General features: G+C 65.5%; 18 protein-coding genes and 1 tRNA gene. 10 read left to right on the forward strand and 9 right to left on the reverse strand.

Annotation, left to right across the window (positions count from 1 at the left end; genetic code table 11):
- Positions 1–15: 15 nt before the first annotated feature.
- Complete coding sequence (locus tag Q4F19_RS06315) at positions 16–921, reverse strand: hypothetical protein (RefSeq protein ID WP_303540792.1); 906 nt, start codon at positions 919–921, stop codon at positions 16–18.
- On the opposite strand from Q4F19_RS06315, the gene Q4F19_RS06320 reads away from it, so the two are divergent.
- Both Q4F19_RS06320 and Q4F19_RS06325 read left to right on the forward strand, forming a co-directional pair.
- Positions 817–2,520: an ATP-binding response regulator gene (locus Q4F19_RS06320; protein WP_303540795.1), complete on the forward strand. Its 1,704-nt coding sequence runs from the start codon at positions 817–819 to the stop codon at positions 2,518–2,520. The genes Q4F19_RS06315 and Q4F19_RS06320 overlap by 105 nt on opposite strands.
- Before the next feature lie 19 nt (positions 2,521–2,539).
- Positions 2,540–2,929, forward strand: a complete 390-nt coding sequence (locus Q4F19_RS06325; RefSeq protein ID WP_303540796.1) for a response regulator — start codon at positions 2,540–2,542, stop codon at positions 2,927–2,929.
- A gap of 16 nt (positions 2,930–2,945) precedes the next feature.
- Here Q4F19_RS06325 and Q4F19_RS06330 read toward each other — a convergent pair whose 3' ends face one another.
- The 5 genes from Q4F19_RS06330 to Q4F19_RS06350 all read right to left on the reverse strand — a co-directional run bounded on the left by Q4F19_RS06330 (position 2,946) and on the right by Q4F19_RS06350 (position 7,351).
- Entirely contained in the window at positions 2,946–3,377 is a 432-nt protein-coding gene (locus Q4F19_RS06330) for a nucleoside deaminase (RefSeq protein ID WP_303540798.1), read from the reverse strand.
- Positions 3,378–3,613: 236 nt separating this feature from the next.
- A complete protein-coding gene (locus tag Q4F19_RS06335) occupies positions 3,614–3,976 on the reverse strand; it encodes a hypothetical protein (RefSeq protein ID WP_303540800.1) in 363 nt (120 codons plus the stop codon).
- Between the two features lie 110 nt (positions 3,977–4,086).
- A complete protein-coding gene (locus Q4F19_RS06340) occupies positions 4,087–4,398 on the reverse strand; it encodes a hypothetical protein (protein WP_303540801.1) in 312 nt (103 codons plus the stop codon).
- Entirely contained in the window at positions 4,395–5,498 is a 1,104-nt protein-coding gene (locus tag Q4F19_RS06345) for a hypothetical protein (RefSeq protein ID WP_303540802.1), read from the reverse strand. The genes Q4F19_RS06340 and Q4F19_RS06345 overlap by 4 nt, the downstream gene beginning before the upstream one ends.
- 446 nt (positions 5,499–5,944) lie before the next feature.
- A complete protein-coding gene (locus Q4F19_RS06350; RefSeq protein WP_303540803.1) occupies positions 5,945–7,351 on the reverse strand; it encodes a helix-turn-helix domain-containing protein in 1,407 nt (468 codons plus the stop codon).
- Positions 7,352–7,488: 137 nt separating this feature from the next.
- Here Q4F19_RS06350 and Q4F19_RS06355 point away from each other — a divergent pair, with 137 nt between their 5' ends.
- Together Q4F19_RS06355 and Q4F19_RS06360 are read left to right on the forward strand one after the other, a co-directional pair.
- Entirely contained in the window at positions 7,489–9,081 is a 1,593-nt protein-coding gene (locus Q4F19_RS06355; RefSeq protein ID WP_303540805.1) for an isocitrate lyase, read from the forward strand.
- An 18-nt stretch (positions 9,082–9,099) separates the two neighbouring features.
- A complete protein-coding gene (locus Q4F19_RS06360; protein WP_303540806.1) occupies positions 9,100–9,279 on the forward strand; it encodes a hypothetical protein in 180 nt (59 codons plus the stop codon).
- Between the two features lie 305 nt (positions 9,280–9,584).
- On the opposite strand, the gene Q4F19_RS06365 is transcribed toward Q4F19_RS06360, so the two are convergent.
- Positions 9,585–9,710, reverse strand: a complete 126-nt coding sequence (locus Q4F19_RS06365; protein WP_303540807.1) for a hypothetical protein — start codon at positions 9,708–9,710, stop codon at positions 9,585–9,587.
- Between the two features lie 148 nt (positions 9,711–9,858).
- Positions 9,859–9,944: transfer RNA gene (locus tag Q4F19_RS06370), tRNA-Leu, on the reverse strand.
- 149 nt (positions 9,945–10,093) lie between these two features.
- On the opposite strand from Q4F19_RS06370, the gene Q4F19_RS06375 reads away from it, so the two are divergent.
- From Q4F19_RS06375 to gltB, 5 genes are all read left to right on the forward strand, one after another.
- Positions 10,094–11,029, forward strand: coding sequence for a complex I NDUFA9 subunit family protein (locus Q4F19_RS06375; RefSeq protein WP_303540808.1), 936 nt, complete (start codon positions 10,094–10,096; stop codon positions 11,027–11,029).
- Between the two features lie 31 nt (positions 11,030–11,060).
- On the forward strand, positions 11,061–11,870 hold the full coding sequence (locus Q4F19_RS06380) for an undecaprenyl-diphosphate phosphatase (protein ID WP_303540810.1): 810 nt from the start codon (positions 11,061–11,063) through the stop codon (positions 11,868–11,870).
- A 153-nt stretch (positions 11,871–12,023) separates the two neighbouring features.
- Positions 12,024–13,466: an NAD(P)-dependent oxidoreductase gene (locus Q4F19_RS06385; protein WP_303541035.1), complete on the forward strand. Its 1,443-nt coding sequence runs from the start codon at positions 12,024–12,026 to the stop codon at positions 13,464–13,466.
- Complete coding sequence (locus Q4F19_RS06390) at positions 13,463–14,044, forward strand: DUF2059 domain-containing protein (protein ID WP_303540812.1); 582 nt, start codon at positions 13,463–13,465, stop codon at positions 14,042–14,044. The genes Q4F19_RS06385 and Q4F19_RS06390 overlap by 4 nt, the downstream gene beginning before the upstream one ends.
- Before the next feature lie 13 nt (positions 14,045–14,057).
- On the forward strand, positions 14,058–18,608 hold the full coding sequence (gene gltB / locus Q4F19_RS06395) for a glutamate synthase large subunit (protein ID WP_303540814.1): 4,551 nt from the start codon (positions 14,058–14,060) through the stop codon (positions 18,606–18,608).
- Positions 18,609–18,736: 128 nt separating this feature from the next.
- Here the strand turns inward: gltB and Q4F19_RS06400 are convergent, their stop codons facing one another.
- Complete coding sequence (locus tag Q4F19_RS06400) at positions 18,737–19,360, reverse strand: class I SAM-dependent methyltransferase (RefSeq protein ID WP_303540816.1); 624 nt, start codon at positions 19,358–19,360, stop codon at positions 18,737–18,739.
- 251 nt (positions 19,361–19,611) lie between these two features.
- Here Q4F19_RS06400 and Q4F19_RS06405 point away from each other — a divergent pair, with 251 nt between their 5' ends.
- Complete coding sequence (locus Q4F19_RS06405; RefSeq protein ID WP_303540818.1) at positions 19,612–19,770, forward strand: hypothetical protein; 159 nt, start codon at positions 19,612–19,614, stop codon at positions 19,768–19,770.
- The last annotated feature ends 14 nt before the right edge of the window (positions 19,771–19,784 follow it).

Consider the following 19,784-nt stretch of genomic DNA (forward strand, 5'->3'; position numbering starts at 1 on the left):
GTTAACCCGACCCGTTCATGGGGCAGGATAGAGACAGAGATGAGAGCCGTTTTTCGAACGATTTGGATCTTTCTTGCTCTTGCGGGGGCAGGGATCGGTGTGTCCAAAGCCGCTATTCCCGCGGATGTGCAGGCGCACCTCACGCACGGGCGTGCGGTCCTTATGCAGCAGCCCGAGCAGGCGCTCGGCGAAGGTGAGATGGCCCGACGGCTGAGCCGTACCATCCCTTTTCGCCGCGATCAGGCGGTTGCGCTCGCCGCGTCCGATTGGTTGCGGATTGCCGCGCTGCTCAACCTCAATCGGCTCGCCGAAGCTGCACGCACGACCGACGAAGCACTGCGCGGCCCTATCGCGCGGATTGCACCTGATTCGGTCGAGTTCGCCGACCTTCTGGTCATGCGATCCATCTCTGCGCGGAGCAGCGGAAATCTTGAACGCGCGCTCGCCGATTCGCTGCGGGCTTACCAGATCTTTTCGACGACCGGTCAGAAGCGCAGCCAGTCGATCGCATTGTCGAGCATTGGTTCGATCTATCTCGTCGCCCGCGACTATCCCAACGCGCTCCGTTATTATGCTCAGGCCGCGGATGCCTATCGCGCAGATGCAGCCCTCCTGGTCGCCGCATATGGCAATCGCGGTGTGGCGCTTAAGGAGATGGGTCGTTTTCCTGCCGCCGAGCAGGAGTTCGAACGCGGCTTTGCCGTCGCCCAACGGCAAGGCAGCCCAATGCTTCAGGCCCGCATTCTCGGCGACTTGGCCGTTACCCAGGTCCGCGCCGGCCGCCTCGACGCTGCCGACGCTTCGGTCCGAAGAGGTATGGCGATCCTCGGGAAGGTCCCCGATCAGGATTTCACCCCGTTCCTCCTCGGCGCCGCCGCGCAGCTTGCCGAACGCCGCGGAGATTATGACGAGGCGGCGCACCTGATCGACCGGATCTTTCTGAAAACCAGACTTGCAGACACGCCGGCCGAGCTCCGAGAGTTTCTCGAGACGGGTTACCGCATCTTCAAGGCGCGGGGCGACGATCCGCGCGCGCTCCAATATCTCGAGGCCTATAAGCTCGTCGACGATCGTGCCCGTTCGCTGGCGGCCTCGGCCAATGCGGCGCTGATGTCGGCGCGCTTCGATTTCGCCAATCAGCAATCTCGCATCGCCCAGCTGCGCGCCAACGAGGTGCGCCAGGAGGCGACGATCGAGCAGGCGCGCGCGCGCACGCGCGCGATCATCCTCGGCGGCCTGCTCGTCGCCACCGGGATCGTCTCGTCGCTCCTGCTGTTCGGGTTCGTCTCGATCCGCCGCAGCCGCGATCGCGAGCGCGAGGCGAACGAGGAGCTCAGCACATCCAATATCGAGCTGGAGAAGGCGCTCGCCGCCCGCACCGAATTTCTCGCCACGACCAGCCACGAGATCCGCACGCCGCTGAACGGCATCCTCGGCATGACGCAGGTGCTACTCGCCGATCGCGCGATCGATCCGCCCGTCCGCGAGAAGATCCAGCTCGTCCATGGCGCCGGGCAGACGATGAAGGCGCTCGTCGACGATATCCTCGACGTGGCGAAGATGACGAGCGGCGAGATCCGGATCGACAAGGCGCCGATGAACCTGCGCGCGCTGCTCCAGGATGCGGTGCGCGTCTGGGAGGGCCAGGCGGTGACCAAGGGCATCACGATCGCGCTCTTCGCCGACGACGTGCCGGACGAGATCGTCGAGGACGAGGTGCGGCTGCGCCAGATCGTGTTCAACCTGATGTCCAATGCGGTGAAGTTCACCGATCGCGGCGAGGTGCGGCTTTCGGCGACCACGACAAGCGCCGGAGAGCCGGGCGGCGGATTGGAGCCTGCCCAGCGGCTCCGCATCGCCGTCGGCGACACCGGCATCGGCATCCCCGCCGACCGGCTGGACGACGTCTTCGAATCCTTTCGCCAGATCGACGGCGGGACGACGCGTCGCCACGGCGGCACCGGCCTCGGCCTGTCGATCTGCCGCAATCTGGCGCGTGCGATGGGCGGCGACGTCACGGTCACGAGCATTCTCGGCGCCGGCGCGACCTTCACGCTGGATCTGCCCTACGCGCCCGTCGCCAAACGCACGCGCCCCGCTCTGCCCGATGGCGAGCCGAAGCGGCTTTCCGCGACGCGCCTGCTGCTCGTCGAGGCCAATCCGCTGAGCCAGAGCGTGATGCGCGCCGTCCTGACTCCGCATGTCGCGACACTCGCGGCGCGATCGGGCGCGGACGAGGCGATCGGCGCGATCGAGGCGGGGGAAGTGGACCTCGTCCTGATCGATGCCGCGACGATCGGATCGGACATGATCGAAGCCGGCAAACTCGTTTCGGCCGGATTTCCCTACGGAACCCGCCTTGCGCTCTTGTGGCCCTCGCCCGAAAGGGCGATTGAGGAGGCCGCCGCCGCTCACGGAGTCGCCCTGTTGATCGCCAAGCCTATCAATGCCGCCGAGCTCGTCGCGAGGCTCAACGGCCTCATGACAGGAGACATCTCGCCCGCCGGCATGGCGGCGTGATCGACGCAGGTTCAGTCAAGTGAATATCCTATTCGTCGAAGACGACGCGATGAATCGGCGCGTGGTGCGCGATATGCTCACCGTGGCCGGCGCTAACATGGATGAGGCGCCCGATGCCGAAACCGGGCTGCGCATGATCGACGAGCGCGATTACGATATCGTGCTCATGGATCTGCGCATGCCGGGCATGGATGGCCTGACCGCGATCCGCCATCTGCGCGCGCGCACCGACGCGAAAGCCAACGTGCCCGTCATCGTCGTGACCGCCGATACCGCGATCGACATCTGCCAGAATTGCGTGGACCAGGGCGCCGACGAGGTGATCCTGAAGCCTGTGGCGATGAGCAAATTGTTCGATGCGATCGGCCGGCTGATCGCGCGCGGCAACCAGTCGATCATGCTCGCCTGACCGGCGGGCGGCGCGTTCAGTCGCGTCGCGTGGCGAAGAAGGCGCGGAGCTGGCCGGCCGCCTCGGCGGCGCCGATGCCCGCATAGATTTCGGGACGATGGTGGCAGGTCGGCTGGCCGAACAGGCGCGGGCCATGCGCGACCGCGCCGCCCTTCGGATCCTCGGCCGCATAATAAAGCCGCGCGATCCGCGCGAGCGCGATCGCGCCCGCGCACATCGCGCACGGCTCCAGCGTGACCCATAGATCGCAATCGTCGAGCCGCGACGTGCCGAGCGCAGCCGCGGCGCGGCGGATCGCGACGATCTCGGCATGCGCGGTGGGATCGCTATCGGTGCGCATCGCATTGGCCGATGTCGCGACGACCCCGCCAGAGCGCGCGATCACCGCGCCGACGGGCACCTCGCCGGCATCGCTCGCGGCGGCGGCGAGATCTAGCGCGAGACGCATTGGCGGGGGAAGCGGGAAGGCCATGGCCCCCTATAGCAGCGGCGTTCGGAAATGCGCTTATGGGCGAGCGACCGCCGGTCCGGTCGCAGCGGGGGAGGCGCGCTCGGTTTCCGACGTCAGCGCAAAGCCAAGATGGGCGCCGAAATCATCGGAGCATGGACGGCAACTTCGCCGATTGGGTTGGGGGCGGGCACCTGGCCGATACCGTTTTCCATTGCTGCGCTCCCGACCGGCATTCAATCTCTCGCGTCGCGTATCGCTTCCAATTCGGCCAACCGCACCGGATCGTCGGCCGCCAGTGCTTCTTCGAGATAGAAACGGTAGGGGATGTTGCGCACCACCTCTTTCACCTTACCGCTATCTTCCTCGGCGACGATCGCGAACGCGTCGATCAGTTCTCGAAGAAACCCTTTGTCCAGCGTCTCAAGCTCAGCCGCCAGCTCTTCCATCATTTTGGCGACGGCATCAGGATCGACAACATCGTCGTCGGCAAGTTCGAAGAATACGACAAAGCTGGCGATAATGCTGGCGACTTGTATGGCTATCATGGTTTCATCACTCCGACTCCAGATCGACGGGCAGAAAATGATAAATCTCATGAAACGAAAGTGGTCGCCGCGCTCATAGAAGGATTTTAGCTACAATGATAGGTACAGCCGGCATCTGACCGAGGCGCGGTTTCATTCCGCCGCCTCATTCCCCCTTACGTTTAGTCCTTGGCCTCGCGAATGGCGTCCAGTTCGGCTAGCCTCACCGGATCGTCTGCCGCCAGTTCTTCTTCGAGATAGAAACTGTAGGGGATGTTGCGTATTACCTCTTGCACCTCACCGCTATTTTCCTCGGCGATGACCGCGAACGCGTCGACCAGTTCGCGAAGAAAGCCCTTGTCCAGCGTATCGAGGCCACTCCCCAGATCTTCCATCATTTTGACGGCGGTATCGGGATCAACAATGTCGTCGTCGGCCAGTTCGAAGAATACGACAAAGTTCGCGATGATGCGCGCGACTTGCATGGCTATCATGGCTTCACCACCCTGACCTTGATGTTGGTGACGTTCATTTTTTTAAACAGCATGAGCGCTTTCATTCGCTGCTTCTGATCGGGAACCTCCCACGTTCCGATGACATTATGTCGCCTCAAGACCTCCGATTGTCGCAACAGTTGAGCCCGAGCGTGCGGAGCGTCCACAATCTTCCACTTCCGGTCGATCACGTAATCGCCCTGTACGCCATCGAACTTTACCGCTCGTTCCAAGCCATTGGGCAATTTACGCTTCAATGTCGGCGCTTGCCCTGCCTGTGCCCCTGGCGCTGCATCATTATACGCTGCCCAAGGCTTGTCGCGGTCAAGTGTCTCCTTCGCCCAGCCGATCTCCGGCGGGTCGTAGGTCGGCCGCAGCCTTGCCTTGCGAAGGCCGCGCAGCGCGGAAACCTTGGAGAGCGCCGCCCCTGGTGCGAGCGTCAGTGCGGCGTTGCCCACAACATATGCGCCAGCACGACCGATATCGCGCGCCGAGGCGTTGGCAAGCGCGTCTGCCGCACGCGAGATCTGAACCCGAGCCGGCACATCGTCAGCGGCGATCCCGGCATCGATCATGCCTGCAATACCGAGAGCCGCATTGCGGACGGTCGTGACCGGGTTCGTCGTCAGCGCGGAACGTACACCCGTCACCGTTTCGTTAGCGAGATCGCGAAGCTCTCGACCGGCACCGCCGACGAACTCGGTGACGGGGTTCGACTGATTGACGAGTCGCAGTCCCGGAACAACCTTAAGCGGCACTATGGCCGGTCGCCGATCGATGACCCCCGCGTCATTTCCCACCCGTTGCTGGGCGCGTGGCGCTTGCACCTTTGGCGTTGCCGGGATCCGCGGCCGGTTGCGATCGCCGATGCTCGGCCGGCCGAAAATGCCCGACGCGCGACCGCTGATTTGGTCGGCCGGATCGGCCCCGCCTGTGCCAAACCGACGTCCCGTGCCCGCGAAGGTGAACCTGCCGTCGTCCGGATCATGCCAAGGATTGAACTTCAGTTCGACCCTGTCGATCCGCCCCGCCGGCGACCGGCCCGTCCGCAACCAGCCGACGAAAGCGCGCCGGCCCATCTGCCCCTGAATCTCGTCCATGTGCCCCCCGCTTCACCGTAGCGGTCAGAACATTTGAGGAACGATTTCCAACAAGTCAATAAGCTCCGCGCGCGCTGCGATTGGGTCGGTTCCATATCGGATGAGGTTCACGAAAGTGGTACCAGAGGACTTCACGGTCCCACGTCTCGTCTCGATGTTATCGGATAGAAGCGCCTGGGTCGTGCCGCAATCCGGAGGCTTACCGGCTCCCGAGTTCGCGCCCGAAAAATTGCGGCCCGTCAGTGTCAGATTGGCTGTCTCGCATCATCCATACGCGGATCCTCTGATGGCAACGCGTCCATAAATCTGGCCGCTCCAACCCGATCACTTCGCCGTTCAGCCAGCTTTCTATTTTCGCCGGCTGGCCGATCCCGGCAGGCGCGGAGACCTGTGCTAGTCAAAGCAGACATATTCCGCCCCCCGGCGCGCTCCCCGGACATGCGACCCTACCTCGTCTCGTCGGAAAAGCCGAACGGGGCGCGGCGGCGATGATAATCGTCGGGCAGGATCTGCCGTCCGATGGGTGGCACCGCGCGCGCTCGGCATTGGTCGCGCTGACACAGTGCGCAGGTGATGCCGATCGGCGTGAAGTCCGCCGCCAGAGGCGCCGGTCGCCCGCGCGTATAGATCAGCCGATGGGCATCGTCCGCCGCGCAACCAAGCGCGATCGCGCGTTGAATTCGCGGCGCGAGATGGCCGCCGCCACCCGATGTGACCAGGCGCGCGATCGAGAAGAAGCGCTGGCCGTCCGGCAGTTCCAGCCATTGGGTCACGATCTCGCCGTGCGTGCGGAAGACGTCGTGGACAGACCAGAGCGCGCAGCCGCCGCCATGGCCTGCAAAAGGAAAGCCGGCACCGTCCAGACGCTTCGAGACATTGCCGGCGCTGTCCACGCGCAGGAAGAAGAAGGGCATATGCGCCTGCCCCGGGCGCTGGAGCGTGGTCAGCCTGTGCGCCGTCTGCTCGAAGCTGGTGCCAAACTGCCGGGCGAGCGCCTCGATGTCATATTTCTTGTCCTCGGCCGCCTTCGCGAACGCCGTTTCCGGCATCAGGATTGCCGCCGCCGCATAATTCGCCAGCGCCCGCCGGCCGAGCCGACGCCCATTCTCCGTCGTGAGGACCGCGCCCTCCAGCGCCGCGTCCAGCACCGGGCCGAGCTCGAGATAGGCAATCTGAAGCGCGAGCTGGAAGGCGCGGCTGTCGCGGTCCAGCGCCTCGTCGATATGGATCGCCCGATTATGCGGATCATGGCGCCGCACCGTCCCCATCATCACCGCGGTCGGCAGATAGCGCACGCGCAAGCCATGGCGCGCGACGATATAGGCAGCGATGCCGTCATGCCCTGCCAGCGCGGCTGCGATCCTTTCGGCCGCATCGTCGAGCGTCGGGAAATTGTTGCGCTTCGCCGAAAGGAAGCGGCGAACCTCCGCCACCGCATCCCCTTCCGCAATCTCTCTGCTCACCGACCGATCGGCCAGTGCGCGCTGCTCTTCGCGATACGCGGCATGAAGACGTAGAAAGGCCTCGGCGATGCCGGGATAATTGGTCGCCACATCGGCTCCCTGCAGCGGCGGCAGGTCCAGGTCCGCGAACAGCGGATCCTTGAACACCGCCTGCAATCGAGCGGTGGATTCCTCGCCTCCGTCACCGGCGAAATCCGCCATGTCGATCCGATAGGTGCGCGCAAGCCGCAACAGCGTGTCCGCCGTGAGCGGCCGCTGATTGCTCTCGATCAACGAGACATATGACACCGACACGCCGAGGTCCGCGGCCATACCCTGTTGAGTGAGCCCCAGATCGCGCCGCAGACGCCTCAGCCTCGGCCCCATATAGGCGGCCCGGTCCCCAGCCATTCACCCTCGCCTTTGTAAAATCGCGACCGTTTTACAAGATCTGGCTGTAAACATCCACAAGTCTACATCGGACGCTCTGATCCTGCAGCGGGCGGGGCGCTAAGCACGGCTATCGATCACCGCGAAAGCCGACCGCCATGACATATCACAGCCGCCTTTCCGAAGCCGCCGCTACCATCGCGCAGGCCGGCTCTCCCTGGGCCGGCATCGATGCCGACGCCGTCGCGCGGATGCAGCTCCAGAACCGCTTTACCACCGGCCTCGATATCGCCCGCTACACATCGAAGATCCTGCGCGCCGACATGGCCGCTTATGACGCGGACCCGGCCAATTACACGCAGTCGCTCGGCTGCTGGCATGGCTTTATCGGCCAACAGAAGCTGATCGCCATCAAGAAGCATTTCGGAACCACGAAGGGCCGCTACCTCTATCTTTCGGGCTGGATGATCGCAGCGCTGCGCTCCGAATTCGGACCTTTGCCCGATCAGTCGATGCACGAAAAGACGAGTGTCCCGGCGCTGATCGAGGAACTCTACACCTTCCTTCGCCAGGCGGATGCGCGCGAGCTGGGCACGATGTTCCATGATCTCGATGCGGCGCGCGATGCCGGCGACGCCGCCGCCGAGGCGGCCCTCGTCGCGGCGATCGACAGCTACGAAACGCACGTCGTTCCGATCATCGCGGACATCGACGCCGGCTTCGGCAATGCCGAGGCGACCTATCTCCTCGCCAAGAAGATGATCCAGGCCGGAGCCTGTGCGCTGCAGATCGAAAATCAGGTTTCCGACGAGAAGCAGTGCGGGCATCAGGACGGAAAGGTCACCGTTCCGCACGAGGACTTCCTCGCGAAGATCCGGGCCTGCCGCTACGCTTTTCTCGAGCTGGGGGTCGAGGACGGCATCATCGTCGCGCGTACCGACTCGCTGGGAGCGGGCCTGACCAAGCAGATCGCCTTCAGCAAGGAAGCCGGCGATATCGGCGACCAATATAATGCCTTCCTCGACTGCGAGGAGGTGACCGATATCACCACGCTGCGCGGCGACGTCGTCATCGAACGTGACGGCCGGCTCATGCGGCCCAAGCGCCTGGCCTCGAACCTGTTTCAGTTCAAGAGCGGGACCGGCGCGGACCGCTGCGTGCTCGACTGCATCACCTCGCTGCAGAATGGCGCCGACCTGCTCTGGATCGAAACCGAGAAGCCGCACATCGAGCAGATCGCTTCGATGGTGGACCGCATTCGCGCGGTCGTGCCCGACGCGAAGCTCGTCTACAACAATTCGCCGAGCTTCAACTGGACGTTGAACTTCCGGCAGCAGGTCTATGATGCCTGGATCGACGCCGGAAAGGACGTCTCCGACTATGAGCGCGCCGCGCTGATGAGCGTGATCTACGACACCACGCCGCTCGCGGCCGAGGCCGACGAGAAGATCCGCACCTTCCAGAAGGATGCGGCGAAGCGCGCCGGCATCTTCCATCACCTGATCACGCTGCCGACCTATCACACGACGGCGCTGAGCATCGACAATCTCGCGCGGGAATATTTCGGCGAGGCCGGCATGCTCGGTTACGTCGCCGGCGTGCAGCGCAAGGAGATCCGCGAGGGCATCGCCTGCGTCCGTCACCAGAACATGTCGGGTTCCGATATCGGCGACGATCACAAGGAATATTTCGCGGGCGAGGCGGCGCTGAAGGCCGGCGGCGTCCACAACACCATGAACCAGTTTGCCTGAACCAGCCCCAAGCAAAGGATGACGACCATGACGATGCAGACCATGTCTCCCGAGCCCGCCCGCGCCCGCCCGGTCTTCTCCACCGAAGATGCCGAGCTGCTGAAGACCGCCGTCCTCGCTTACCTGAAGGCCAATGAGGACAGTCCCGTCTCGGTCAAATACAGCAATCTCTATCACCGCCTCGGGCGATTGGGCTGATTGAGACGACGCGGGACGATGTCGATCGGGCCGGCCGCGCGTCGCACGCCGCCTGAGCGATTCGTCGGGATCCGTATCTTGCCCGGCACAGGTTTCAAGCCGCCGGCTTTCTGGAGCGGCATGGGTGGGGACCTTGACCCCGCTTACCGGACGCCGCTCGCAAAGCGTGACGCACCGCTCGAATGGCGGCGCGTCCTGGTGAGATCGGTTGCCGGTCCGCACGATGCCAAGTTCGTCGCGACCCTTTCGAATGCCAACTTTGCGGCAGAGCATCGCCGCTCGCCACCGGCCCTGCCCCGGTCGCGTCAGCGCTCGGTTTCGAGCAGCTTGTCGATCGCGATCGGAAGCGATCGAACCCGCTTGCCCGCCGCGTGATGGATTGCGCTGGCGGCGGCGGTGCCGACGATGCCGATCTTGCCGAGGCCCTTCAAGCGGAGCGGCGTCGCGTCCGCGAAGGCCTCCTCAGGAACGCCATGCCCATGACTGCGCCACCGAGTAGCTGGCTGCGCGCGGTCTTCGGGTTCATGATCCGTCTCTTCGTCGCTTGCGACGACAATCACCCTTGGACCAAAAGGTGAATGGTGCCCAGAAGAGGACTCGAACCTCCACGACCTTGCGATCGCCAGCACCTGAAGCTGGTGCGTCTACCATTCCGCCATCTGGGCACGGGGTAGGGGGCGCCTTTAGGAGGCCCGTCGACGGCTTGTCAACCGAAGCGCATCGCAGCCCGCGGCGCACTTGCATGCCGAAGGCGGCGGGGGCATTGCGGGCGCGACGGCCGCTGCGGTGCGGCAACGGGATCGGGAAGCGACAGATGGTGCCCTTGGTGACGCTGTTCGGCGGTGGCGGCTTTCTTGGCCGCTATGTCGCGCAGGAGCTGTTGAAGACGGGCGCGCGCGTCCGGATCGCGGAGCGCGATCCCTCGCATGCGCATTTCCTGAAGCCGCAGGCGGGCCTCGGGCAGACGCAGTTCGTCTCGGCGAGCATCACCGATCCGGCCTCGACGCGCCGCGCGGTCGAGGGCGCCGACGCGGTGATCAATCTCGTCGGCGTGCTCGCCGGCGATTTCCAGGCATTGCATGTCGAGGGCGCGCGCATCGCTGCCGAGGCTGCGAAGGCAGCCGGCGCGAAGGCGTTCGTGCAGATCTCGGCGATCGGCGCGAACGCGAGTTCGGATTCGGCCTATGGGCGCAGCAAGGCCGAAGGCGAAACCGCGGTCGCGCAGGCTTTCCCGGGCGCGACGATCATCCGGCCCTCGATCCTGTTCGGGCCCGAGGATGCGTTCGTGAACAAGTTTGCGGGGATGGCCTCGCGGCTGCCGATATTGCCGGTGATCCGCGGGACGGTGCGCTTCCAGCCGGCGTGGGTCGCCGATGTCGCGCAGGCGATAGCGCTCGCCGCGCTTTATCCCGAGACGCATGCCGGCCAGACCTACGAACTCGGCGGTCCGCGCGCGATCTCGATGAGCGAGCTCAATGCGTGGGTGTCGGCCGCGATCGGCCGCAAGCCCACGCTGGTGCCGGTGCCCGATGCGGTGGCCGCGGCGATGGCGCGGTTCGGCGGCTGGCTGCCCGGCGCGCCGATCACGACGGACCAGTGGGCGATGCTGCAAACGGACAATGTCGTCGCGCCCGGCGCTTCCGGCTTTGCGGCATTCGGGATCGAGCCCAAGCCGCTCGAGGCGGTCGCGCCGTCTTGGCTGGTCCGCTATCGCCGGCAGGGCCGGTTCAGTTTGAACGCCCCCGCCTGATCCGACGCCCCCTCCCCGACCGGAGTTTTCGATGAGCGTGACCGAACCGATCCTCCTCGGCATCGTCGAGGGGCTCACCGAATTCCTGCCCGTCTCGTCCACCGGCCATCTGATCCTCGCCAGCGCCCTGCTCGGCTATGACGAGGAAAAATGGGCCTTGTTCAATGTCGTCATCCAGCTCGGCGCGATCCTCGCGGTGATCGTGCTTTACTGGCGGACCTTCTGGGCGGTCGCGGTCGGCCTGATCAAGCGGGAGCCCGTGTCGTGGCGGTTCTTGCGCAACCTGTTGCTCGCCTTCCTGCCGGCGGCCGTCGTCGGGCTCGCATTCCACAAGCAGATCGAGGCGTTGCTGGGCCGGCCCGACGTCGTCTGCGTGGCGCTGATCGCAGGCGGCATCGCGATCCTCGCGATCGAGCGGCTCGCTAAGCGACAGGATATCGTCGGCGTGTCCGAGCTGCCGGTGCGCACGAGCCTCGGTATCGGCTTCATCCAGTGCATCTCGATGATACCGGGCGTTAGCCGCTCGGGTGCGACGATCCTCGGCGCGCTGTCGCTCGGCGTCGAGCGGCGGACCGCGGCCGAATTCAGCTTCTTCCTCGCCGTGCCGACGATGCTCGGCGCGACGGTGCTGGAGCTCGCCAAGAACGGCCATGCGATCGGCGCGCCCGGCCAGGTCGGCCTGGGAACGATCGCGATCGGCTTCTTCGTTGCGTTCGTCGTCGCGCTGGCGGTGATCCGCGGCTTCGTGACCTTCGTCTCTCGCCACGGATTCGGGCCGTTCGCCTGGTATCGAATCGTCGCCGGTGCGGTCGGGCTCCTCTGGCTCAAGGGATTGGTATAACCGTTCCGGCCCCTTTTGGCCGCTAGCTTGTGTCCTGCTAGCGTAAAAAGCGCATCGCCAGCCCGATAATAGGTAAGCATAGTTTACCTAACCCTTTGACTCCCGGCGTGCATTTTATATGTCGGCTCCTGCGAGGGAGCGACGTCGATGGCCATGCTGCAATTTCCGAAGATCGGGCAGGTTTACCCGGAAAAGCGCACGGCGGACGAGCGCGCGCACGATTTCGACGAGATCTCGCGAGTCTACGCGCTGGCCAAGGCCGAGGAACAGTCGTCGCGCTGCTCGCAATGCGGCGTGCCGTATTGCACGACGCACTGCCCGCTTCACAATCACATCCCGGACTGGCTGCGCCTGACCGCCGAGGGGCGGCTGCGCGAGGCCTATGAACTGTCCAACGCGACCTCGACCATGCCCGAAATCTGCGGCCGCATCTGCCCGCAGGATCGGCTGTGCGAGGGCAATTGCGTCATCGAATTTTCGGGGCACGGCGCGGTCACGATCGGATCGGTCGAGAAGTTCATCACCGACACGGCCTGGGAAGAAGGCTGGGTCGAGCCGCTGACGCCGGGGCCGGCGCGCGGCCAATCGATCGGCATCATCGGCGCGGGGCCTGCCGGCCTCACCGTCGCCGATCTGATGCGCGCGCGCGGCTATGAGGTGCATGTCTATGACCGTCACGATCGCGCGGGCGGGCTGCTGACCTACGGCATTCCCGGCTTCAAGCTGGAGAAGCCGATCGTGATGCGCCGCGTCGACCGGCTCGCCGCCGGCGGCGTCGTCTTCCACCAGGATTTCGAGGTCGGCCGCGATGCGAGCCTCGCCGAACTGCGGGCGAAGCATGACGCGGTCGTCATCGCGACCGGGGTCTATAAGGCGCGCGCGATCAAGGCGCCGGGCGTCGGCGCGGACGGCGTCGTCGAGGCGCTCGATTATCTGACCGCGTCGAACCGCAAGGGCTTCGGCGACGCCGTCCCCGCCTTCGACGCGGGCGCGCTCGATGCGGCGGGCAAGAACGTCGTCGTCATCGGCGGCGGCGACACCGCGATGGATTGCGTGCGGACCGCGATCCGCCAGGGCGCGTCCTCGGTCCGCTGCCTGTATCGGCGCGATCGCGCGAACATGCCGGGCAGCCAGCGCGAAGTGAAGAATGCCGAGGAAGAGGGCGTCGAGTTCGTCTGGCTTGCCGGCCCGGAAGCGTTCCACGACACGGACGGCACGGTCTCCGGCGTGCAGGTCGCCAAGATGCGCCTCGGCCAGCCCGATGCGAGCGGGCGCCGCGCACCCGAGGCCGATCCCGGCGCCGAATATCGGATCGAGGCCGATCTCGTGATCAAGGCGCTCGGCTTCGATCCCGAGGAACTGCCGCGGCTGTTCGGCGCGCAGGAGCTGGCGGTCACGCGCTGGGGCACGATCCGGATCGATCACAAGACGATGATGACGAGCGTGGACGGCGTGTTCGCCGCGGGCGACATTGTGCGCGGCGCGAGCCTCGTCGTCTGGGCAGTGCGCGACGGTCGTGACCTGGCCGATCGGATGCATGCGTGGCTCAAGGAGAGGGCGCCGGCCGTGCCGGCGGGAGCGCTGGTGTCGGCATGAGGAGGCTCGCCGTCTTCCTGCTCGCGGCCCTGCCGCTGCCCGTCGTCGCGCAGGCGCCGGCCGCGCCCGCCTCCGCCGCGCCGGTCGATCCGGCGGCGCTGGCGGCCGCGCGCGAGTTGTTCGAGGCGAGCAACATCCGTGCGACGATGCGCGACAGCAACGAGAAGACGATCGCGCAGATGCGCTCGGGCCAGGCGCTGAGCGTCTATGTCGACCAGAATCCGCAGATGCGGATGAAGCGCGCGACCAATCCGCAGGCCTGGGACGCGGCGCTCGCGCGGCTCGGCACCAAGCAGGCCGCGATCATGGAAAAGCTGCTCGCCGAGCTGCAGCCCGAAGTGGAGGAGCGCACCGTGCGGCTCTACGCGCAGACCTTCTCGACCGCGGATCTGAAGGCAATCACCGCTTTCTACCGGACGCCGCTCGGCCATCGCATGATCGAGAAGATGCCGATCGTGCTCAGCCAGACGATGAGCTGGGTGCAGAGCGAGATTCCCAAGCGGATCGGACCATCGATGGCCGCGCTGCAGCCCGAGATCCAGCGCGAGCTGACGCCCCTCATGTCCACGCCGAATTGACGAAGGACGGACGATGACGACGACCTCGATCCATGATGTGCCCCTGCCCTCCGCCGACGAACGCGCGCGGATCGCGAACGAAGGCATGTACCGCCCCGAGTTCGAGGGCGATGCCTGCGGCGTCGGCCTCGTCGCCGCGACCGACGGCAAGGCCTCGCGCCGCGTCGTCACCGCCGCGATCGATGCGCTGAAGGCGGTCTGGCATCGCGGCGCGGTCGATGCCGACGGCAAGACCGGCGACGGCGCGGGCATCCATCTCGACATCCCCGCCGCTTTCTTCGACGATGCGATCGAGAGCGCCGGGCAGCGCCCGCGCGCCAACCGCCTCGCCGTCGGCATGATCTTCCTGCCGCGCACCGATCTGGGCGCGCAGGAAGCCTGCCGCACGATCATCGAGAGCGAGATCATCGATTTCGGCTACACCATCTATGGCTGGCGCCAGGTGCCCGTCGACATTTCGGTGATCGGCGACAAGGCGATGCTGACGCGCCCCGAGATCGAGCAGATCATGATCGCCGGCCCCCTCCCCGACGAGGAGAGCGAGGCCGAGTTCGAGAAGAAGCTGTATCTCGTCCGCCGCCGGATCGAGAAGAAGCTGATCGAGGCGCAAGTCCAGGGCTGCTACATCTGCAGCCTCTCGAACCGCTCGGTCATCTACAAGGGCCTGTTCCTCGCCGAGGAGCTGTCGGTCTTCTATCCCGATCTGCGCGACGATCGCTTCACGAGCCGGGTCGCGATCTTCCACCAGCGTTATTCCACCAACACCTTCCCGCAATGGTGGCTGGCGCAGCCGTTCCGTTGCCTCGCGCACAATGGCGAGATCAACACGATCCGCGGCAACAAGAACTGGATGAAGAGCCACGAGATCAAGATGGCCAGCCTCGCGTTCGGCCAGCATTCGGAAGAGATCAAGCCGCTGATTCCGGCGGGCGCCTCCGATACGGCGGCGCTGGACGCAGTGTTCGAGGCGATCTGCCGCTCGGGGCGCGACGCGCCGACCGCCAAGCTGATGCTCGTCCCCGAAGCCTCGGCCGGCGCGGACCTGCCCGACGACGTCGCCTCGATGTACTCCTATTTCGCGAGCGTGATGGAGCCGTGGGACGGCCCCGCCGCGCTGGCGATGACCGACGGCCGCTGGGTCGTGGCGGGCGTCGATCGCAATGCGCTGCGTCCGCTCCGCACGCTGCGGACGGCGGACAATCTGCTCATCGTCGGCTCGGAGGCCGGGATGGTCGTCGTGCCCGAAAGTTCGGCGATCGCGAAGGGGCGGATGGGCCCCGGCCAGATGATCGCGATCGATCTGCTCGAAGGCCGCTTCTACGAGGATGCCGAGATCAAGGCGCGCATCGCCGGCGAGGCGCCCTATGGCGAATGGGTCCAGGGCTTCCGCACGCTCGCCGATCTCGCGGTGCCCGCGGGCGATCACCTGCCCACGTGGACGCGCGCCGAGCTCGTCCGCCGCCAGGTCGCGGCGGGGCAGAGCATCGAGGATATGGAGCTGATCCTCGCGCCGCAGGTCGAGACCGCCAAGGAGGCGATCGGATCGATGGGCGACGATACGCCGCTCGCGGTTATTTCGGACAAGCCGCGGCTGATCAGCCACTTCTTCCGCCAGAATTTCAGCCAGGTGACCAACCCGCCGATCGATTCGTTGCGCGAGACCCGCGTGATGAGCCTCAAGACGCGCTTCGGGAATCTCGCCAACATCCTCGATACCGAAGCGCAGCAATCGGGCGTGCTCGTGCTGGATTCACCGGTCCTGACGAGCACCGACTGGGCGACGCTCAAGGCGCATTTCGGGCATAGCCATGCCGAGATCGACTGTACCTATGCCGCGAACGGCGGCCCGGATTCGCTGCGCCATGCGATCGCGCGCGTCCGCGCCGAGGCCGAGCAGGCGGTGCGCGAGGGCAAGAGCGAGCTGTTCCTGACCGACGAGGGCGTTTCGCCCGAGCGCGTCTCGATCGCGATGGTGCTGGCGGCCGCCGGCGTGCACACGCACCTCGTCCGCAAGGGGCTGCGCTCCTATGCGTCGATCAACGTCCGCTCGGCCGAATGCCTCGACACGCATTATTATGCGGTGCTGATCGGCGTCGGCGCGACGACCGTGAACGCCTATCTCGCCGAGGCCGCGGTCGCGGACCGGCATGCGCGCGGCCTGTTCGGCGATCTCGGCCTCGCCGAATGCTTCAAGCGCTGGCGCAAGGCGATCGACGAGGGCCTGCTCAAGATCATGTCGAAGATGGGGATCGCGGTGATCTCCTCGTATCGTGGCGGCTATAATTTCGAGGCGGTCGGCTTGAGCCGCGCGCTCGTCAACGATCTCTTCCCCGGCATGCCGACCAAGATTTCTGGCGAGGGTTATGCCTCGCTCCAGCTCTCGGCGAAGCTGCGCCACGATCCCGCGTTCGACAGCGACGTGACGACGCTGCCGATCGGCGGCTTCTATCGCCAGCGCGCCGGCGGCGAGGCGCATGCCTATTCGGCGCAGCTGATGCACCTGCTGCAGACCTCGGTGACGAACGACAGCTACAGCCAGTATCTGCAATTCTCGCGCGGCGTGCGCGATCTGCCGCCCATCTATCTGCGCGATCTGCTGGAGTTCAACTGGGCCAAGGAGCCCATCACGATCGACAGCGTCGAGGCGATCACCGAGATCCGCAAGCGCTTCGTCACGCCCGGCATGAGCCTCGGCGCGCTGTCTCCCGAGGCGCACGAGACGCTGGCGATCGCGATGAACCGGATCGGCGCGAAGGCCGTCTCGGGCGAGGGCGGCGAGGACAAGAAGCGCTACAAGCCCTATGACAACGGCGACAACGCCAATTCGGTGATCAAGCAGATCGCGAGCGGCCGGTTCGGCGTCACCGCCGAATATCTGGGCTCGGCCGAAGAGCTCGAGATCAAGGTCGCGCAGGGCGCCAAGCCCGGCGAAGGCGGGCAGCTGCCCGGCTTCAAGGTGACCGAGATGATCGCCAAGCTGCGCCATTCGACGCCGGGGGTGACGCTCATCTCGCCGCCGCCGCACCACGACATCTATTCGATCGAGGATCTTGCGCAGCTCATCTACGATCTGAAGCAGATCAACCCGCGTGCGCGCGTGTGCGTGAAGCTCGTCTCGTCCGCGGGCATCGGCACGGTCGCGGCGGGCGTCGCCAAGGCGCATGCCGACGCGATCCTCGTCGCCGGCAATGTCGGCGGCACGGGCGCGAGCCCACAGACGAGCGTCAAGTTCGCGGGCACGCCGTGGGAGATGGGCCTGTCCGAGGTCAATCAGGTGCTCACGCTCAACGGCCTGCGCCACCGCGTGAAGCTGCGCACCGACGGCGGGCTCAAGACCGGCCGCGACATCGTCATCGCCGCGATCCTCGGCGCCGAGGAATTCGGCGTCGGCACGCTGAGCCTCGTCGCGATGGGCTGCATCATGGTGCGCCAGTGCCATTCGAACACCTGCCCCGTCGGCGTCTGCACCCAGGACGAGGCGCTTCGCCAAAAATTCGTCGGCACGCCGGAGAAGGTCATCAATCTGATGACCTTCATGGCCGAGGAGGTGCGCGAGATCCTGGCGCGTCTCGGCGTCGCCAGCCTCGACGAGATCATCGGCCGCACCGAATTGCTCCGCCAGGTCAGCCGCGGCGCCGAGCATCTCGACGATCTCGATCTCAACCCGATCCTCGCCAAGGTCGACGCGCCCGATCATCATCGCCGCTTCCAGCTGAGCACGTTCCGCAACGACGTGCCCGACAGCCTCGACGCGCAGATGATCAACGATGCCAAAGCGGTGTTCGAACGGCGCGAGAAGATGCAGCTGACCTATACGGTGCGCAACACGCACCGCGCGGTCGGCACGCGCTTCTCGGCCGAGATCACGTCGAAATACGGGATGGACACGCTTGCCGAGGGTCATGTCCATGTGAAGCTGCGCGGCTCGGCCGGCCAGTCGCTGGGCGCCTTCGCGGTGAAGGGCCTGACGCTGGAGGTGATGGGCGAGGCCAATGACTATGTCGGCAAGGGCCTGTCCGGCGGCACGATCATCGTCCGCCCGACCGTCTCGTCGCCGCTGGAGAGCCGCGCCAACACGATCATCGGCAACACCGTCCTCTACGGCGCGACCTCGGGCAAATTGTTCGCGGCGGGCCAGGCGGGCGAGCGTTTCGCGGTCCGCAATTCGGGCGCGACCGTCGTCGTCGAAGGCTGCGGCGCCAATGGCTGCGAATATATGACCGGCGGCACCGCCGTCATTCTCGGCCGCGTGGGCGAGAATTTCGGCGCGGGCATGACCGGCGGCATGGCCTTCGTGCTCGACGAGGAGGGGACGTTCCCGACGCACGCCAATCCGGAAAGCATCCAGTGGCAGCGTCTGGCTTCGACCTATTGGGAGCAGCGCCTGCGTTCGCTGATCGCGGCGCATGCGATCACGACCGACAGCAAATGGTCCAACACGATCCTCGACGATTGGGATCGCTGGCGGGATCGCTTCTGGCAGGTGGTGCCGAAGGAGATGGTCACGCGGCTCGATCAGCCGCTCGACGATCAGGAGGCTGCGGCAATGGTGGCGGCGGAGTAATCCGCCGCTGCCACCTGCTTCTGTGACCGTCATCCTGAACTTGTTTCAGAGTGACAGCACTATACGGGGTTGCTCTGGCCTAACGAGACCCAGCTTGCGCCGGGATGACGTCGCTGGGGCGCCTAAGCTTATTCCTTCCAGCCCCAATAGAGCTGGGCCGGCGGGATGTTGATCGGCTCGAAGGCGTGATCGATGCGGTCGAACGCCAGCGCCATGAAATCGCGGCACTTCGGATTGAACTGATAGACGAGGAAGGCGCCGCCGACGCGGAGCGCGGCATGCGTTTCGTGCGCGATCTTGGGGCCCACGCCCGGCGGCAGCGTCGAGAAAGGCAGGCCCGAGAGGATGTAATCGGCGGACTCATGACCATTGTCGGCGATGATCTGGCGGACGTCGGTGGCCGATCCCAGGACGGGTACGAAGCGCGGATCGTGGAAGCGATCGCCGAGATAATCGATGAACTCGGCATTCGTATCGATCGCGATATAGGTGCCGTCCGGCCCGAGCCGATCGAGGATCGCCTGGCTGAACGTCCCGACGCCCGGCCCGTATTCGACGAACAGCTTGGTGTTCGCCCAATCGGTGCGCGACAGCATGTTGGCAATGAGCTTGTTCGACGACGGAATGATCGATCCGACCATCACCGGGTGTCGCAGGAACTCCCGGAAGAACATGCCCATCGGCCCGAGCTTGGCCGTGCTGCGGCGCTCCGCACCGCGCTTGAGCACCTGCTCCCCCGAAGGTGACGTCATTGCGTAGTCCCTTTTACATTATCGCCTTGGACCCGTCGCAAAAGCGCAACGCAAACGCAAGCGGGCCTTGATCGGCTCAACGCACCGCCCCCGCAGAGAGTTCACGAAAGAGACGAAGCGTTCCGGGATAGCGATGGTCTTCCCCCTGCTTCCCTGAGCGGCAGTACGAGGCAGGCCTCAGAAAAGCGCCCGCTCACGGCCGGCCCCACGAGGCGACCACGCGCGTTCCTGCTCGCACCAAGGAGGACATCATGGCCGATCCCAGGAATGACGCAGACAAGACGACCGGCGGACCGGTCGTCCATATCGAGACCCCCACCCCCGACGAGACGCCGGGCGTGCCGGTTGCCCCATCGGAAGACGAGGACATGATCCGCGACACCGCCGTGCAGGGCGACGACGAAGACTGAGGCTGGAGCCCCGG

Source organism: Sphingomonas natans, from assembly GCF_030546695.1.
Lineage (GTDB): Bacteria > Pseudomonadota > Alphaproteobacteria > Sphingomonadales > Sphingomonadaceae > Sphingomonas_I > Sphingomonas_I natans.

Bases quoted from the DNA above. Each gene is read 5' to 3' on its own strand.
- Q4F19_RS06360 (WP_303540806.1), top strand. From the start codon at position 9,100: ATGACGACCATGACGATGCAGACCATGTCTCCCGAGCCCGCCCGCGCC.
- Q4F19_RS06340 (WP_303540801.1), bottom strand. From the start codon at position 4,398: ATGATAGCCATGCAAGTCGCGCGCATCATCGCGAACTTTGTCGTATTC.
- Q4F19_RS06330 (WP_303540798.1), bottom strand. From the start codon at position 3,377: ATGCGTCTCGCGCTAGATCTCGCCGCCGCCGCGAGCGATGCCGGCGAG.
- Q4F19_RS06345 (WP_303540802.1), bottom strand. From the start codon at position 5,498: ATGGACGAGATTCAGGGGCAGATGGGCCGGCGCGCTTTCGTCGGCTGG.
- Q4F19_RS06380 (WP_303540810.1), top strand. From the start codon at position 11,061: ATGAGCGTGACCGAACCGATCCTCCTCGGCATCGTCGAGGGGCTCACC.
- Q4F19_RS06385 (WP_303541035.1), top strand. From the start codon at position 12,024: ATGCTGCAATTTCCGAAGATCGGGCAGGTTTACCCGGAAAAGCGCACG.
- Q4F19_RS06375 (WP_303540808.1), top strand. From the start codon at position 10,094: ATGGTGCCCTTGGTGACGCTGTTCGGCGGTGGCGGCTTTCTTGGCCGC.
- Q4F19_RS06400 (WP_303540816.1), bottom strand. From the start codon at position 19,360: ATGACGTCACCTTCGGGGGAGCAGGTGCTCAAGCGCGGTGCGGAGCGC.
- Q4F19_RS06320 (WP_303540795.1), top strand. From the start codon at position 817: ATGGCGATCCTCGGGAAGGTCCCCGATCAGGATTTCACCCCGTTCCTC.
- Q4F19_RS06355 (WP_303540805.1), top strand. From the start codon at position 7,489: ATGACATATCACAGCCGCCTTTCCGAAGCCGCCGCTACCATCGCGCAG.
- gltB (WP_303540814.1), top strand. From the start codon at position 14,058: ATGACGACGACCTCGATCCATGATGTGCCCCTGCCCTCCGCCGACGAA.
- Q4F19_RS06335 (WP_303540800.1), bottom strand. From the start codon at position 3,976: ATGAGATTTATCATTTTCTGCCCGTCGATCTGGAGTCGGAGTGATGAA.
- Q4F19_RS06405 (WP_303540818.1), top strand. From the start codon at position 19,612: ATGGCCGATCCCAGGAATGACGCAGACAAGACGACCGGCGGACCGGTC.
- Q4F19_RS06390 (WP_303540812.1), top strand. From the start codon at position 13,463: ATGAGGAGGCTCGCCGTCTTCCTGCTCGCGGCCCTGCCGCTGCCCGTC.
- Q4F19_RS06350 (WP_303540803.1), bottom strand. From the start codon at position 7,351: ATGGCTGGGGACCGGGCCGCCTATATGGGGCCGAGGCTGAGGCGTCTG.